Source organism: Corallococcus terminator, from assembly GCF_003611635.1.
Lineage (GTDB): Bacteria > Myxococcota > Myxococcia > Myxococcales > Myxococcaceae > Corallococcus > Corallococcus terminator.
In genome coordinates this window covers 1-14,666 of the sequence record NZ_RAVZ01000106.1, presented here as the reverse complement: position 1 = coordinate 14,666, position 14,666 = coordinate 1, and the positions used below count along the sequence as shown (strand labels likewise).

The 14,666-nt window shown below is 67.6% G+C and carries 13 protein-coding genes; 9 read left to right on the top strand and 4 right to left on the bottom strand.

The genetic code is table 11. The features are described 5' to 3' along the window. Positions 1 to 176: 176 nt before the first annotated feature. The 5 genes from D7V88_RS17000 to D7V88_RS16980 all read left to right on the top strand — a co-directional run bounded on the left by D7V88_RS17000 (position 177) and on the right by D7V88_RS16980 (position 3,998). Complete coding sequence (locus D7V88_RS17000; protein ID WP_158625091.1) at positions 177 to 1,019, top strand: beta-ketoacyl synthase N-terminal-like domain-containing protein; 843 nt, start codon at positions 177 to 179, stop codon at positions 1,017 to 1,019. A 13-nt stretch (positions 1,020 to 1,032) separates the two neighbouring features. After that, positions 1,033 to 1,851, top strand: coding sequence for an AHH domain-containing protein (locus tag D7V88_RS16995; protein WP_158625090.1), 819 nt, complete (start codon positions 1,033 to 1,035; stop codon positions 1,849 to 1,851). Positions 1,852 to 1,858: 7 nt separating this feature from the next. After that, a complete protein-coding gene (locus tag D7V88_RS16990) occupies positions 1,859 to 2,482 on the top strand; it encodes an imm11 family protein (RefSeq protein WP_120541691.1) in 624 nt (207 codons plus the stop codon). A 92-nt stretch (positions 2,483 to 2,574) separates the two neighbouring features. Then, positions 2,575 to 3,207, top strand: coding sequence for an imm11 family protein (locus D7V88_RS45385; RefSeq protein WP_341870685.1), 633 nt, complete (start codon positions 2,575 to 2,577; stop codon positions 3,205 to 3,207). Then, the gene (locus tag D7V88_RS16980; RefSeq protein WP_120541689.1) at positions 3,204 to 3,998 is read left to right on the top strand and encodes an immunity 49 family protein; all 795 of its coding nucleotides are present in this window, start codon (positions 3,204 to 3,206) and stop codon (positions 3,996 to 3,998) included. The genes D7V88_RS45385 and D7V88_RS16980 overlap by 4 nt, the downstream gene beginning before the upstream one ends. Before the next feature lie 84 nt (positions 3,999 to 4,082). On the opposite strand, the gene D7V88_RS16975 is transcribed toward D7V88_RS16980, so the two are convergent. Next, a complete protein-coding gene (locus tag D7V88_RS16975) occupies positions 4,083 to 4,670 on the bottom strand; it encodes a TetR/AcrR family transcriptional regulator (protein WP_120541688.1) in 588 nt (195 codons plus the stop codon). Between the two features lie 96 nt (positions 4,671 to 4,766). Here D7V88_RS16975 and D7V88_RS16970 point away from each other — a divergent pair, with 96 nt between their 5' ends. Further along, entirely contained in the window at positions 4,767 to 5,624 is an 858-nt protein-coding gene (locus D7V88_RS16970) for an oxidoreductase (protein ID WP_120541687.1), read from the top strand. Positions 5,625 to 5,626: 2 nt separating this feature from the next. On the opposite strand, the gene D7V88_RS16965 is transcribed toward D7V88_RS16970, so the two are convergent. Next, complete coding sequence (locus tag D7V88_RS16965) at positions 5,627 to 6,001, bottom strand: GFA family protein (protein WP_120541686.1); 375 nt, start codon at positions 5,999 to 6,001, stop codon at positions 5,627 to 5,629. Positions 6,002 to 6,172: 171 nt separating this feature from the next. On the opposite strand from D7V88_RS16965, the gene D7V88_RS16960 reads away from it, so the two are divergent. The 3 genes from D7V88_RS16960 to D7V88_RS16950 are packed head-to-tail and all read left to right on the top strand — an operon-like array spanning position 6,173 to position 8,297. Further along, entirely contained in the window at positions 6,173 to 6,460 is a 288-nt protein-coding gene (locus tag D7V88_RS16960; protein WP_120541685.1) for a hypothetical protein, read from the top strand. Beyond that, the gene (locus D7V88_RS16955; RefSeq protein WP_120541684.1) at positions 6,457 to 6,744 is read left to right on the top strand and encodes a hypothetical protein; all 288 of its coding nucleotides are present in this window, start codon (positions 6,457 to 6,459) and stop codon (positions 6,742 to 6,744) included. The genes D7V88_RS16960 and D7V88_RS16955 overlap by 4 nt, the downstream gene beginning before the upstream one ends. After that, on the top strand, positions 6,741 to 8,297 hold the full coding sequence (locus D7V88_RS16950; protein ID WP_120541683.1) for a PepSY-associated TM helix domain-containing protein: 1,557 nt from the start codon (positions 6,741 to 6,743) through the stop codon (positions 8,295 to 8,297). The genes D7V88_RS16955 and D7V88_RS16950 overlap by 4 nt, the downstream gene beginning before the upstream one ends. Positions 8,298 to 8,300: 3 nt before the next feature. On the opposite strand, the gene D7V88_RS16945 is transcribed toward D7V88_RS16950, so the two are convergent. Continuing rightward, positions 8,301 to 10,541 (bottom strand): TonB-dependent siderophore receptor, encoded by a 2,241-nt coding sequence (locus D7V88_RS16945; protein WP_120541702.1) that lies wholly within the window; start codon positions 10,539 to 10,541, stop codon positions 8,301 to 8,303. A gap of 194 nt (positions 10,542 to 10,735) precedes the next feature. Next, entirely contained in the window at positions 10,736 to 14,479 is a 3,744-nt protein-coding gene (ileS, locus tag D7V88_RS16940; protein ID WP_120541682.1) for an isoleucine--tRNA ligase, read from the bottom strand. Positions 14,480 to 14,666 lie beyond the last annotated feature (187 nt).

The following is a 14,666-nucleotide window of genomic DNA, read 5'->3' as shown; positions in this document are numbered from 1 at the left end:
TGCGCATTTCCTCCCTGGACTAGGTCTCCGTCTATGACGAGTCGGTCCAGCAGACGGAGCCCGCCCGCGGGCACACGATTCCCATGGTGTCGGAGGGGTTCACCGGACTCGGCCGGCTGACCGCGCTGGCATGCGCAGGCCTGCGGGACCTTGGACGACATACGCCTTGGGAGGGGTTGTCGCGCTGCGGGCTCCAGTTCGTGCTCTCCAATGACTTCCATCGGGGACTGCTCGAGGAGAAGGGCCAGCTGCCTTCCCGGCACGACGCCCGACGCGCGGAGTACACGCAGCGACTGATTCCGAACCTCTTCAGGGCGATGGGTGTGCGGGCGGCGCCCGGGGAACACCGTGTCCTGTTTGGCGAGTCCGGACTGCTCCAAGCGCTGAAGGCGGCCGTCCTCCAACTCGAGACGGACCGGCTGGACCGGTGCATCGTCGGAGCCGTGGACAGCCTCGTGGAACCGCAGGTGGTGGCGGCCCTGGGGCAGCTCGGTCTTCTGCGGACGCCCGCGAACCCTGTGGGCATCCTCCCTGGTGAGGCTGCGGCCTTCGTCATGCTGGAGAGGCCATCGGCCGCGTCGCGTCGTGGCGCCGTCGTCGACGCGCTACTGGACGCGCCCAGTCTGACGGCAGAGCCCTTTCACCGGCGCTCCGGGCTGCATGCCCAGGGGAGGGCGCTCTCGCAGGGCATCCTCGAGACGCTCGATGCGGTGCGCGACCAGGGCGCGCGGACCGGGCTTATCGTCGGCGCCCTGAATGGAGATGCGTACCGGGCGCGGGACTGGGGACATGCACTCGTCCAGCTCCGGATGGCGGGAAGGCTCACGGACCTTCGCGAGTGGTCCCCCGCGGCGAGCTTTGGCGAAATCGGTGCCGCCACGGGGCTGGTGGGGTTGTGCATGGCGGCACGTGGCTTCTCGCGCGGGTATGCCAGGACGGACCATGTCCTGGTGTGGACCGCGGGAGATGATGGGGCCCGGGGGGCCTTCTACGTCCACGCTCCAGGTTCTCGGGCATGAAGGGAGGGTCGAGATGACCAGCAAACACATCACGCTCACGAAGCACAAAGACCACAAGAAGCAGGAGGGCTGCGTCTGCAGGCATGAAGTTGCCTTCGACGATCCTACCTATCCGAAATGTGCCTACCGGCCCAACGGATACAACGAGACGTTGTCGGGCTCGGTTCCCAACATGGTGCCGCCCACGTCGAAACGCTCCCTCTACGAAGTCGACTTCACCGAGCGCATGTCCGAGGGCACCCCCATCCAGGCTGACCCCAGCGCCCGGCTTCCGGCAGTGATGGCGAAATTCAAGCCAACGGGCCGACAATCCAATGCGGACAAAAAAGCGGGAGGTGGGCGGAAGGAGATCGAGAATATCGACCCGCGAGGAAACCCGAAGGCCTGGCATTTTGTGGGCAGGAATTACAAGGATTGGCATCTCCCCTTCGCGCATGAATACCATCACATCATGCCCGATGAGGCGCTCTCCGCAGCGCTGGAGCCGAAGGAAGCCGAGTTCCTGATGGCGGTCGGCTACAACATGAATCATGGCAAGAACGTCATCATCCTGCCCATCATGCGGGACATCGCCTACGCCCTGATGCTCCCAAAACACAAGGGATGGCATCGCTCCTATAACCAGGAGTGCTTCGCCGTTCTCAGTTCGCTCAAACAGGATCTGAGAGAGAAGTCAGATGGTCATGGCATCACGGCGGAAAACGCGGGAGATTTGAGGGGCGACCTTGAAAGCTGGCAGGAAAACCAGTTCTTTCTCCTGGTCCAGTTCGGGCGGACAACCGCGATGACGAAGAGGGTGGCGGCGGAAATCAACAAGTGGCGCGGAGCATGACCGAACCATGAGCATTGAAAACGGGCAGTCTGCATCTTCATCAAAGAACAACTACTTCATCCTCAGGAGCGAGGTCCTGGATGGGTATTGCGCCATTTTCCTGACGCCGACCGGGATGCCTGACATCCACAAGCCCGCGACGGGTGTGCGCATGGGGGATGCCTACCCGCAGGGGCTGCGCTTCCAGATGGCCAAGGAGGAGAAGGGGCTGAAGATTGCTGACATCATCCCCAATGCCCTCGGCTACTTCATGGTCTCCGCGAGGATGAAGACCCTCTTGGAGCAGCACGCTGGCGTGGAGATTGAGTTTCTCCGCTTCACGCTCCTCAATCATCGTGGGCGCGTTGCCAGTGAAGATTGTTACATCGCGAATGTCATTGGCGTTCAGGATTGGGTTGATGCGGAGAAGAGTGATGGGGCGCGGAAGGCAAGCAACCCCAACCGGTTCCTCTTTCTGAAGCGCCTCGTGCTTGACGAAAGCAAGATGGATCCAGAGGTTCGGCTCTTTCGCACAGTGACTGTTCCGAGGATTCCCATCGTACGCCAGGACTTCAAGGAGCTTCTTGAGCGGGAGGGTGTGACCGGGCCAACCTTCTATCCGGTAGGCGCCGAAGTGGCCTTCACTCCATGAGTCACGACTACACCGTGCTGGTCAAATACGGACGAGCCAGTGCCATCAGCAAGGGCGTGGCGGCGGAACTCAACAGCCTGTGCAGGAAGTGAATTGGCGCAACGGGAGTTGAAAATGTCCTCGCCCCCTCCAGGAACGAACACGTATTTTCTGCTGATGAGCGAGGTGTTGGATGGGTACTGCGCCATCTTCAAGATGCCGGAGGGCATGCGCGACATCCACAAGCCCGGCCTTGGAGTGCGCATGGGGGACGCCTATCCACCTGGGCTGCGCTTCCAGATGGCCAAGGAGGAGAAGGGGCTGAAGATTGCCGACGTCATTCCCAACGCACTCGGATACCTCATGGTCTCCGCCAGAATGAAAGCGCTCCTTGTGCAGCACGGGGGGGGGGAGAGATCGAATTTCTTCGCTTCACGCTCCTCAACCACCGTGGGCGCGTTGCCAGCGAGGACTGCTACATCGCCAATCTCATCGGAACCCAGGATTGCGTGGACATGGTTCGGAGCGAAGGGGATGCGAGTGAGTTCAACCCCCGTCGCTTCGTGTTCGTGAGGCGCCTCGTTCTGGATGAGAACAAGGTTACACCCGAGGCCAGGCTCTTTCGCACGACCACGGTACCGTCCATTCCCCTCATTCGCGGCGATTTGAAGGAACTCTTCGAGAAGGAGGGCGTCACGGGGCCGACCCTCTATCCCGTGGGCGCTGAAGTGGCATTGACTCCATGAGTCACGACTACGTTGAAATCGCACGCCACAATCAGTCCCTGATTCTTGCCGAAACGCTGGAGGCCCTCGCGCAATCCCAGGATCCGCCGGCCGAACTCTTCTCGAGCGCGGCCGTGTGCTACCGGGTGCTGGCGCTCTGCGCCCTGCTTCAAGATGCGGACACGGAGGGCTTCGCTGGCTTCCTGTGCAAAGCCGGGCAGGCTCGGCTCGCCTTCCTGGAACTCGCCTCTCAAGGGGCGCGGCGCTACGAGCCGGAGTTCCTGCTCACCAGTGACAACTGCGGTTTCAGTGATGCGCTGGCCTCCGGTGATCTGGACACGGCTCGCGCCATCGCCCGTCTTTCCCCGACGCGGCATGCGCAGGACCTCGAATACGAGGAGGATTTTCTCTTCTCCCGCTTCCTGCACCTCTGGGTGCTCGCTCCCCGCGACATCGCTGGATTGGAGCTGGTGCTGGAACGCTGGGCATCCGTGGTGGAGGAGGGTGACCCTGACATGCGACTGCACACATGTCGTGATCTCATGGGGAAGAATCAGGAGCGATTCTCCCAGGCGCTCCAGGTGCTCGTGACGGAACGCAAGTGGGAGTATCGCGCCTATCGCAAGCAGCTCGACTTCGACGAGGAGGTCGCGGCGACGACGGGGAAGGTCTACCTCGACGGACTGGCGCTCCTGCGGCTCGCCGAACTGGAGGGCCTGGGACCCTTGCCTGCGTACGAGCTGCTCCCCGAGCTCGCGAGGACTCCATTCGGAACACCGCTGCCCGGACCGCATGCCTGGCGGGTGGGATGAGTTTCAGTTCGGGAACACGGCCTGCTCCAGGCCGCGTTCGAGGGAAGACGGAAGGTCATGGGCACGTGCGTGCCGTGACAGACCTCACGGACTGAGGCTGACAGGCGTCACCAGCAGGCGCACCGCTTCGACGACCGACCGGCGCCGCCTGCGGACTTCCGCCGGGCTCGGTGTCGTGGGGCCGGCGCAGTAGGAGAGCGGGAAGGACCAGGTCTTGGCGAGCGCCAGCACGAGCGCCAGCAGCTCGTCCGCCGCGAAGTGCTTCGTGACCGTGCCCTCGCGCTGGGCCCGGGTGATGGCCGCCACCTTGTGCTGGTTGTTCTTGAGCACCCGCTCGGGGATTCCTGCCTCGGGGCCGTGCTCCAGTTCGTACCAGGTGGCCAGCCGCAGCACCTGCGGCCGGACCTGGAAGCCGTCGAACAGCTTCCCCGCGTAGGCCGGCAGGTCGCTCGCGTCGATGGGCGTCTCCTGCGCCACCTCCGCCACGTGCGCTTCGAAGACGGCGTCGAAGAGCTGCTCCTTGCTGCCGAAGTACGAATAGATGAGCGCCTTGTTGCAGCCCGCGGACGCAGCGATGCGATCCACGCGCGCGCCCGCGATGCCCCGCTCCGAGAACTCCGCCGCGGCCGCCTCCAACAGGCGCTGCCGGGTCTTCTGTGCGTCACCCGCCATACCTTCCCAACATGCCCCAGCCCACTCCGGGTTGCACCCCGTCGCGCCCCCGTTATATCCATGTAACCAACCAGTTAGTTGAAAAGGAGTCCTCCCATGGGTGCTTCCCCTGAGTCGTCCCGCGTCTGGCTCATCACCGGTTCTTCCCGAGGGCTGGGGCGCAGCTTCGCGGAGGCCGTGCTGGCGGCCGGGCACCGGCTGGTCGCCACCGCGCGCAAGCCAGAGCAACTGGCCGCGTTGGTGGAGCGCTACGGCGACCGGGTCCGTGCCGTCGCGCTGGACGTCACGAAGCCCGAGCAGGCCCGGTCCGCGGTGAAGATCGCCGTGGAGGCGTTCGGCCGCCTGGACGTGGTGGTGAACAACGCGGGCTACGGCGACCTCGCGTCCATCGAGGAGATGACGGACGACGCGTTCCGCGCGCAGCTCGACACCAACCTGTTCGGCGTGGTGAACGTCACGCGCGCCGCGCTGCCGGTGCTGCGGGCGCAGCGCTCCGGACACATCATCCAGGTGTCGTCCGTGGGAGGCCGCCTCTCCACACCGGGCCTGGGGGCGTACCAGGCCGCGAAGTGGGCCGTGGGCGGCTTCTCGGAGGTGCTGTCCAAGGAGGTGGCCCCCTTCGGCGTGAAGGTGACCATCGTGGAGCCGGGCGGCTTCCGCACCGACTGGGCGGGCTCCTCCATGACCATCCCCGCGATCGGGCCGGACTACTCGCCCACGGTGGGCGCGGTCGCGGAGAGGATGCGGGAGAGCTCCGGCCATCAGCCGGGCGACCCGGACCGCGCGGCCCAGGTGCTCCTCCAGGTGGTCGCGCTGGAGTCGCCGCCGCTGCACCTGCTGCTGGGCAGCGACGCGTTCGGACTCGCGACCGCGCGGCTCGATGCGCTCAAGGCCGAGGACGCGCAGTGGAAGCACCTGTCGCTGTCCACCGACTTCCCGTCACCGGCGAAGTAGCGCTACCAGAGGTTGCGCCCGTCCAGGAACACGACGCGCACGGCGTCCAGGTTGAAGTCGTCGAACAGCCGCGAGTTGATGCCCACCTTGAACTTCCCGGGCACGGGGGCGTTGTTCTCCCAGACGGGCGTGTCCGTCCAGGTGCCACAGCCACAGGTTTGACAGTGGTGGTGCGCGACGGGCGCGTTGCGGTCGTACGTGCCCACCTGCTCACGACGCGTGAACTTCACCTGCTCCGGGTCGTAGTAGGCCCAGAGCGGGCCCCGCTTGGTGCAGAACGTACAGTTGCAGCGGGTGACCTCTTTCGGCGGCGACGTGACCTCGAACGTCGTCGCACCGCAGTGACAGCTTCCCTTCAGGGGCGTGGTTTCGCTCATCCCGCCATCATCCGGGAGTGAGCCCGCGCGGGGAGCGCGAGCGGGCCACTCTGTCCGTGCTTCGACGCTCGGAGCCCGCATCCGTCCTCCTTGACAGGGGCGGGAGGGGCTGATGAGGATGCAAGTCATTATCAACTTCGAATCAGGAAGCCGGGTCGTCGGGTGCCCACGATGCTGAGTTTCGCGGCGCTGGCGTTCTGCGTGTCGGCGGTGGCGTGGTTGGGGGCGGGGCGCCGTTCGCGGTGGCTCGCGGTGGTGCCAGGGTTCGCGTGTCTGGCGTGCTGTCTGAGAGACTTCGGTCCGGTGGCGGGGCTGCTGGTGCTGTCGGTGCTCGCGATGACGGTGGCCTCGGTGCTGGTGCTGCTGCTGGCGCCCTGGCCCGCGCGGGCTCGCTCGGTCGCGTGGGTGAGCGGCGCGGTGGGACTGGTGCCCGTGCTGTTGCTGGGCTTCGGGTCATGAGCGCGCTTCGCGAGGACAAGGCCGCGAACCACTCCGCCGCGCGGACGCTGGCGACCGTGGTGGGGGCGCCGCTCGCGGCGTTCGCGGTGGGCGCGGCGGTGATGGCCTTCCTGCCGGTGTCGGGGCCGTTGGCGTTCGCGGTGGGCTTCCACTCGGTGTTGCCCGTGTGGGTGGGGCTCGCGTGCACGCTGCCCCTGGCGAGGAGCGGCCGGGTGGCCTGGAGCGTGTGTCTGGCGGTGGTGGTGCCGGTGGCGCTCGCGCTGGTCGTGCGGGGGCCGGGATGAAGCTGTCGCCTCGCACCTTCCGCATCCAGTTCGACCTGCACGCGTGGGCGGGCGTCATCGCCAGCCTCTTCCTGTTCGTCATCTTCTTCTGTGGCGTCTTCGCGATGTTCCGCGAGGACCTGGAGTTCTGGCAGGAGCCCGCGCTCCACGTCGCCCCGGCTTCGGAGGCCCCACCGTCCTTCGACGCGATGCTCGCGCGGGTGAAGGAGCAGGGGCCATTTCCGGTGGGCTCGCACGTGGGACTGCTCACGCACGAGGACACGCGGTTCATCACCGCGTACCTCTTCGAACCCTCGGGGCTGCGCGTGCTGTGGTTGGACCCCGCCACCGGCACCGCGCTGCCGGAGCGCAGCCGGCTGGCCAGTGAGCTGTATTGGATGCACTTCTTCTACCGCGTGCCGTGGGGCATGGAGTTCACGGGCGTGGTGTCCGTCGCGCTGCTCATGGCGCTGGTGAGCGGCCTGTGGATCCACCTGAAGGACCTGCGCGCGCAGTGGTGGCGCTTCCGGCCCACTGCGAAGCCGCGCTTCTCCGCGTCGGATGCGCACAAGGTGCTGGGCGTCTTCGGGCTGCCCTTCACCGCGATGCTGGCGTGGTCGGGCGCGGTGCTGTGTCTGTCGGCGCTCGCGGCCCAGGGCTTCGGCTCCACGGTGTATCGCGGCCAGGCGGACCGGGTGACGCGGCTTCGCGGACACGAGCAACCGTTGCGTGACGCCACCGGGCGCGAGTCGCCCATGCTGTCGCTGGACACCGTCGTGGCGCGTGCTCGCCAGTCGGTCCCTGGCGCGGAGGGCATTCCCCGCTACGTGGAGCTCCACCACGCCGGTGATGCCAGGGCCTGGGCCGGTGTGTACTTCCAGCTCGCGCCCCTGGGGCCGGATCACTTCGCCCATGTGGATGCGGTGAGCGGCGAGACGTTCGGGTCCAGCGTTGCTTCCCGCACGCCGGCCTTCACCTTCGAGCGGCTCCTCTTCGACCTGCATGCGGGCCGGTTCGCGGAGGCGCTGATGAAGCCGCTCTACGCGCTGCTCGCGCTGGCGATGTGCGCGGTGCTCATCACCGGCAACCTCGTGTGGCTGGAGCGCCGGGACCCCTCGCGCAAGCACCGGGGCAACCGGGTGCTGGAGCGGCTGACGGTGGGTGTGTCGTCGGGGCTCGCCTTCGGGACGGCGGTCTACTTCGCCGCGAACCGCGTGCTGCCGTGGGCGCTGGCGCGACGGGCGGATTGGGAGTTCGGCCTGTACGTGGGCGCGTGGGCGCTCGCGGTCGTCGTCGCGCTCGTGCCGCGGTGGGCACCCCGACAGATGGCCAGCGTGCTGTGTGCGCTGGCCGCGGTGCTGTTCGGCGGGGTGGTGGTGGGCGACGTGGCGCTCCGCGACGCGAACCTGTTCACGGCGTTGGCGCGGGGACTGCCCCCGGTGTTCCTGTCGGAGCTGCTGCTGTGCTGCATGGCCCTGTGCTGTGGGGGGCTCGCCTGGGGGCTGCGCAGGCGCCGGACGGTGGAGGCCCTTCCGGGCGGTGATGCTCCGGAAGGACCCCTCGTCAACGCGTGACGACTACCAAGTGTAACCGACGTTGGCGGACGCGCGGCGGCGCTCGCCGTAGAAGCAGGCCGACGCGGAGCTGCACGAGGACACGTAGGTCTTGTCCCCGACGTTGGAGGCATTGAGCGCCGCCTTCCACGGGCCGCGCTCGTAGTGCACGCCGACGTCCACCAGCGTGAAGCCCGGCACCTCCAGCGTGTTCTCACGGTCAGCGTAGGACGCTCCCACGCCGCGCACGCCCGCCGCCGCGCCGAAGCCTCGCAGCGCGCCATCCTGGAAGGTGTAGTCCAGCCACAGCGACGCCATCACCTCCGGCACGCCCACCGGCCGCTTGCCGAGCTCCAGCTCCGTGCCTTCCGTGATTTCGAGCGAGTACAGCGACGCGGAGCCGATGAGGCTCAGGCCGCGCAGCAGCGTGGCGTTGGCCTCCGCCTCGAAGCCGCGCGAGCGCACCTCGCCAATCTGGAGCTGGTTGAAGGCGCCGTCGGTGGTGACGAAGTTCTGGCGCTTCAATTCGAAGAGCGACAGGCCCACCATCAGGCGCGTGTTCTCCGGCTGGAACTTCACGCCCGCTTCCAACTGCTGACCCGTCTCCGGCTCGAACAGCGTGCCGTCCGTCTTCGTGCCGGCCACCGGGTTGAAGGAGCGCGAGATGCTCACGTACGGCGCGACGCCGCTGTCGAAGCGGTAGAGCAGGCCCGCGCGACCGCTCAGCGCGCTCTCGCTGCCGTCGTAGCTGGCCGTGGGCGCCAGCGCGTTGTCCACGGCCAGGCCCACCCAGTCGTGACGCCCGCTCACCACGAGGTCCAGGTGCTCGCCGAAGCGCACCTGGTCCTGGAGGTAGACGCCCAGTTGGTCCTGCGTGGAGCGGTTGTCCGTGTAGCGCGTCGTGGTGGGCGTGAAGTCGCCGCGCACGGGGTTCAGCAGGTCCAGCGGCACGCCCGCCTCGAAGCCCTGTTCGTCGTCCAGCCGGTAGTGCTTGAAGTCCACGCCGACCAGCACCGTGTGGTGCACGGGGCCGGTGGTGAAGCGCGCCTCGCCCTGGGTGTCCACGGTGAAGAGGTTCGCGCTCGGCAGCGTCACGAAGTTGCCGCGCGCCAACTGCGCATCCGCCGGGTCACCCGCGTAGCCCACGCCGTAGAGCGTCTGGAAGTCCAGGTCCAGCAGGGCGTAGCGCAGGTTCTGGCGCACCGTGAAGGTGTCGCCGAAGCGGTGGGCGAACTCATAGCCCCACCAGCGCTGGTCGCGCTTGAAGCGGTCCAGGCTCTTGTCGCTGGTGTAGAAGTCGGTGGGGATGCGGCCATACGGCGCGTCCACCACGGTGCCCACGTAGGGCAGGAAGTTCTGTCCCCGGGTGCGGTCCGCCAGCAGGCTCGCGTAGAGCGTCAGCGACGTGCGCTCCGTGGGCGCCCAGGTGAGCGCCGGCGCGAGGAACAGCCGGTTGTTGTCGATGTCGTCCACCTGCGTGCCGCCACCGCGCGCCAGCGCCGTCACCCGGTAGCGCCAGTGGTTGCCCGCGTCGATGGAGCCGCCCAGGTCCACGCCCGCGTAGCCGTTGGCGAACTCGTTGACGCCCACCTCCACGTGGCGCACCGGCCCATCCGTGGGCGGACGCTTGCCCACCAGGTTGATGAGGCCGCCCGGCGACGTGCCGCCGTAGAGCACCGACGCGGGGCCGCGCACGACCTCCACGCGCTCCAGGCCGAAGGTTTCGATGCGCCAGGTGGCGAAGCTGCTGGAGTACAACTGGAGCCCGTCCTGGAAGTAGCCGCCTTCCTGCGACGTGAAGCCCCGGATGAGGAACCAGTCGTTGCGCGAATCCGCGCCGAAGGTCTCCGAACGCACGCCGGGCGTGTACCGCGTGGCCTCCACCACGGACTGCGCCTGCTGCGCATCCATCTGCGCCCGGCCCACCACCGACACCGACTGCGGCGTCTCCAGCAGCGACGTGTCCGTCTTCGTGCCACTGCCACTGCGGCGCGCGGTGAAGCCCTTCACCGGCCCGTTGGCGCGCTCCCGCTCCGCCTCCACGTTCACCGTGGGCAGCGTGAAGGTCTCCTCCTGCTCCGTGGAGGCCGCCGGTGCCGGAGCAGGGGCCTCGGACGGGGACACGACGGGGGACTCCGAGGGCGCCGAGGACTCCGGCGGCACGACGGGCTCCTGGGCCAGGGCCGACGAGGACAGGACGACCGAAGCGCCGAGCAGCGCTCCCGGGATGAGGAGGCGCGCACGGCTTCGAGACAGGATGGGCATGTTGAGAATGATTTGCGAAATCAAGGGGAGGCCCGTCGCGTAGCACGGCCCCCGTTGACGCGGCAAGGCGGGAGTCGGGCGGGGAGGCGGTGACGCCCTCCCGGTCCTTCCCGCTGCCACACGGCCTGTCTGTGTTTGGCGCCCCGGGTGGGGTGTTACCCCGGAGCGCTTCGCCCTCTTGGGGCGTCAACGACTCAGGCGCGCTCGACGCGGATGCGCGCGGGCAGGCCGTTGAGGCTGTCCTCTTCCTCGGTGCCCTTGAGGCCTTCGGGGCCCACGTGGATCTCCGAGGCCAGCGTCTCGCGGGACACTTCCTCGCGGGCCGCGTCGACGACGCGCTTCACCCGGTCATCGCCGTCCACCCACAGGCGGATGCGGTCGGTGTAGCCCAGGTTCATGTCCTTGCGAGCGCCCTGCACGCGCGCCAGCAGCTCGCGCACCAGACCCTCGTCTTCCAGCGCCGGGGTGAGCTGGGTGTGGAGCACCACCACGCCCACGCCCGAGCCAGCGGCGGCGTAGCCGGGCTGCGCCTCCACCAGCGTCTCCAGCTCCTCGGCCGGGAAGACCATGTCCTCGCCGCCCACGTTGAGGGCCACCTTGCCCGTCTGGAGCAGCTCGTGGTGCAGCGCGCGGCCGTCGCCGGAGTCGAACGCCTTGCGCACCGGCGCGAGCTTGGGCCCCAGCCGGCTGCCCATGGCGCGCAGGTTGGGACGCACGCGGTAGCGCACCACGTCCGCCTCCGGGCTGCCCGGCTCCACCAGCTTCACGGTGTGCACGTTCAGCTCGTCGGAGATGAGCTCCTGGTACACGGCCACGCGCTCGGACAGCTCGCGGCGCGACAGGATGACGTCCGCGCGGGACAGCGGCTGGCGCACCTTGAGCTTGTTGTCCGTGCGCACCTTGAGGCCCAGCGACACCAGCTCGCGCACGGCGCCCATCTCCGCGGCCAGCCCCTCGTCGATGAGGCTTGCGTCCACGTCCGGGAAGCGCGCCAGATGCACGCTCTCCGGCTGCGTCTTGGGCCACGGCTTCACCACCAGGTTGCCCCACATCTCATCCGTGAAGAACGGGATGAACGGCGCGGACAGCGCGGTGATGGTGGTGAGCGCTTCGTACAGCGTGAAGTACGCGTCCTGCTTGTCCTGTTCGAAGCCCGGCGCCCAGAAGCGCGAACGGCTGCGGCGCAGGTACCAGTTGGACAGCGCGTCCACCAACGCCACCATCCGCTGGGCCGCGTCGTACACCTGATACGTGTCCAGCGCCTTCGCCACGTCGCGCAGGGTGAGCTGCACCTCGGAGAGGATCCACCGGTCCAGGACGGTCCGGTCCTTCACCGCGCGCCAGCCCTCGCTCTTGCGGATGGCAATCCACGGCGCTTCCGTCGCGCCCGCGTTGCCCTTCGCCGGGTTGAAGCCGTCGATGTTCGCGTAGATGGTGAAGAACGAGTAGACGTTGCGCAGCTTGACCTGGAAGTCCTTCTGCAACAGCCGCACGTTCGCCAGCGAGTGGCGCGTGTTGGACCAGGTGGGGCTCGCCGCGTAGAAGAACCACCGGAACGCGTCCGCACCCGGGGCCTTCGTCGCCGGGTCCTTGAGCACCACGCGCTCACCGGCCGCGAGCCGGGGCACCTCCACCGGCATCACGTCCGCGCCGCGCGCCGACGGCTTCACGTCCAGCGCCTGAAGCTCCGCGGGGGCCAGCAGCACCACGCGGCGCTTGAGCTTCTTGTGCACCTTCACCGTCACGGTGACGGCAGCGTCCGGCCGGTCCGGGCGGAAGAGCTGCACGCGGGCGCCCTCCTGCGTGTCCAGGCCCTCCAGGTCCTCGCGCGCGATGAGCGCCACGCCGGGCTCCGCGGGGACGCCAGCCTCCGTGGCGGTGAGCACCGCGAAGTCCATGCGCACCTCGTCCAGGATGATCTCCGGCGGGGTGTAGTTGCCCTTGGACTTGGACTCCTTCTTGCCCTCCTTGTCGGAGACGTGGCCCAGCACGATGCAGCTCTTGTACGGCATGGGCCACTCACGCTTCGGCGTGAGGCCCATGCGCTTCTGGGTCTCCTCGTCGAAGATGAGCGTGCTCACCATCAGCAGCGAATAGAACCAGCCGCGCGTCTGGTCGATGGCCTCCGAGATGAAGTCCGCCGGGAACGCGCGGTTGAAGGTCTCCTTGGAGCCCTCCGCGTGCGGGAAGCCCCACTGCGCGAAGGGCATGCAGCCGGAGTCGAACCACACGTCCACCACTTCGGGGACGCGCTGGAACTTCCCGCTGGTGCCGGCCTTCTCGTAGGTGACCTTGTCGATCCACGGCTTGTGGACCAGCAGGTGCTCCGCGTTGGATTCGTGCGGCTTGCCAGCGAGGAACGCCTTCAGCTCCGCCTCCACGGCGGCCACGTTGTTGCCCGGCTTCTGGCGCAGCTCCGCGATGGACGGCACGGCCTCCGTCTCACCCGTCTCCGAGTGGATCCACAAGGGCAGCGGCGTGCCCCAGTAGCGCTCGCGCGACAGGGCCCAGTCCACGTTGTTGTTGAGGAAGTCGCCGAAGCGGCCGTCCTTGATGTGCTCCGGCACCCAGTTGACGTTCTGGTTGTTGGCCTTGGCCTGCTCGATGACCGACGTGGTGCGGATGTACCAGGCGGGCCGGGCGTACTGGATGAGGGGGTCCTCGTCCGCGCGCCAGCAGAAGGGGTACTCGTGGCGGTACTGCTCCGTGTGGATGAGCAGCCCGCGCTCCTTCAGGTTGCGCTGCAAATCCTTGTCCGCGTCCTTCACGAAGCGGCCGGTGACGAGCGGCACCTCTTCGGAGAACGTGCCGTCCGGCTTCACCGCGCAGCGCATCTCCAGCGCGTCCGGGTTCTTGAAGCGCAGCCGGTCCTTGCGGAAAGCGTCGTAGTCGTCCTCGCCGAAGGCGGGCGCCGTGTGCACGATGCCCGTGCCGCTGTCGAGCGTGACGAAGTCCGCGGCCAGCACGCGCCAGCCCACGGAGTCCTCGCCGCCGTCCTTGAGGGGCAGCGTCGCGTCCGCGTCCTTCGCGAAGTACGTGTCGAAGGGCGGCGTGTAGCGCTTGCCGACCAGCTCCTTGCCCTTCTGCGTGGACAGGACCGGGAGGTCCTTCTTGAGCTTCTTCGCCAGCTCCTCGCGCAGCGCGGCGGCGATGATGAGCTTGCGGTCCCCGGCGTCCACGGTGACGTAGTCCACCGACGGGTTGACGGCCGCGTACATGTTGGACGGCAGCGTCCAGGGCGTCGTCGTCCAGATGAGCAGCGCCGTGTCCGGAGCGTCGCGCAGCGGGAAGGCCACGTAGACGCTGGGGTCGTCCACCGTCTTGTAGCCCAGGCCCACCTCCGCGGCGGACAGCGCGGTGCCGCCGCGCGGCCACCACCACACCACCTTGTGGCCCTGGTACAGCAGGCCCTTCTTGAACAGCTCCGACAGCGCCCACCACACGCTCTGCACGAAGCCGCGGTGGTAGGTGACGTAGGCCTCGTTCAGGTCCACCCAGAAGCCGATGCGCTGGGTGAGCCGCTCCCATTCGGCCGTGTAGCGGAAGACGGATTCGATGCAGCGCTCGGTGAAGGGCTCGACGCCGTAGCGTTCGATCTCCGCCTTGCCGTGGATGCGCAGCTCCTTCTCGACCTCCACCTCCACCGGCAGGCCGTGCGTGTCCCAGCCCGCCTTGCGCGGCACGTAGTGGCCCCGCATCGTCTGGTAGCGGGGGAACAGGTCCTTGATGACGCGCGTGAGGACGTGGCCGTTGTGGGGCAGGCCGTTCGCGGTGGGCGGCCCTTCGTAGAAGACGAAGCTCTTGGCCCCTTCGTTCGCCTTGAGCGATTTCTCGAAGATGCCGCGTTCCTTCCAGAAGGCCAGGACGCGGCGCTCCTCGGCCGGGAAGTCCATCTCCACGGGGACCGCGTCGAACAGGGACGAAGGCTTTTCAGACATGGCCGCTTGATACCACCGGACAGGCCCGCTGGCAGTGAATCCGGGCCCTTGGGACCCGCCACGACCGTGGGTGGACAAATCAGGTTTTGCTGAAATTCATGTAATCCCGGGTGGACTGGTGGCACCTTGCCCGCTTCCCGGGCAGCCCCTGGAGGTCCCCACGTGATGCATGTCCCCCGCTCCGCCC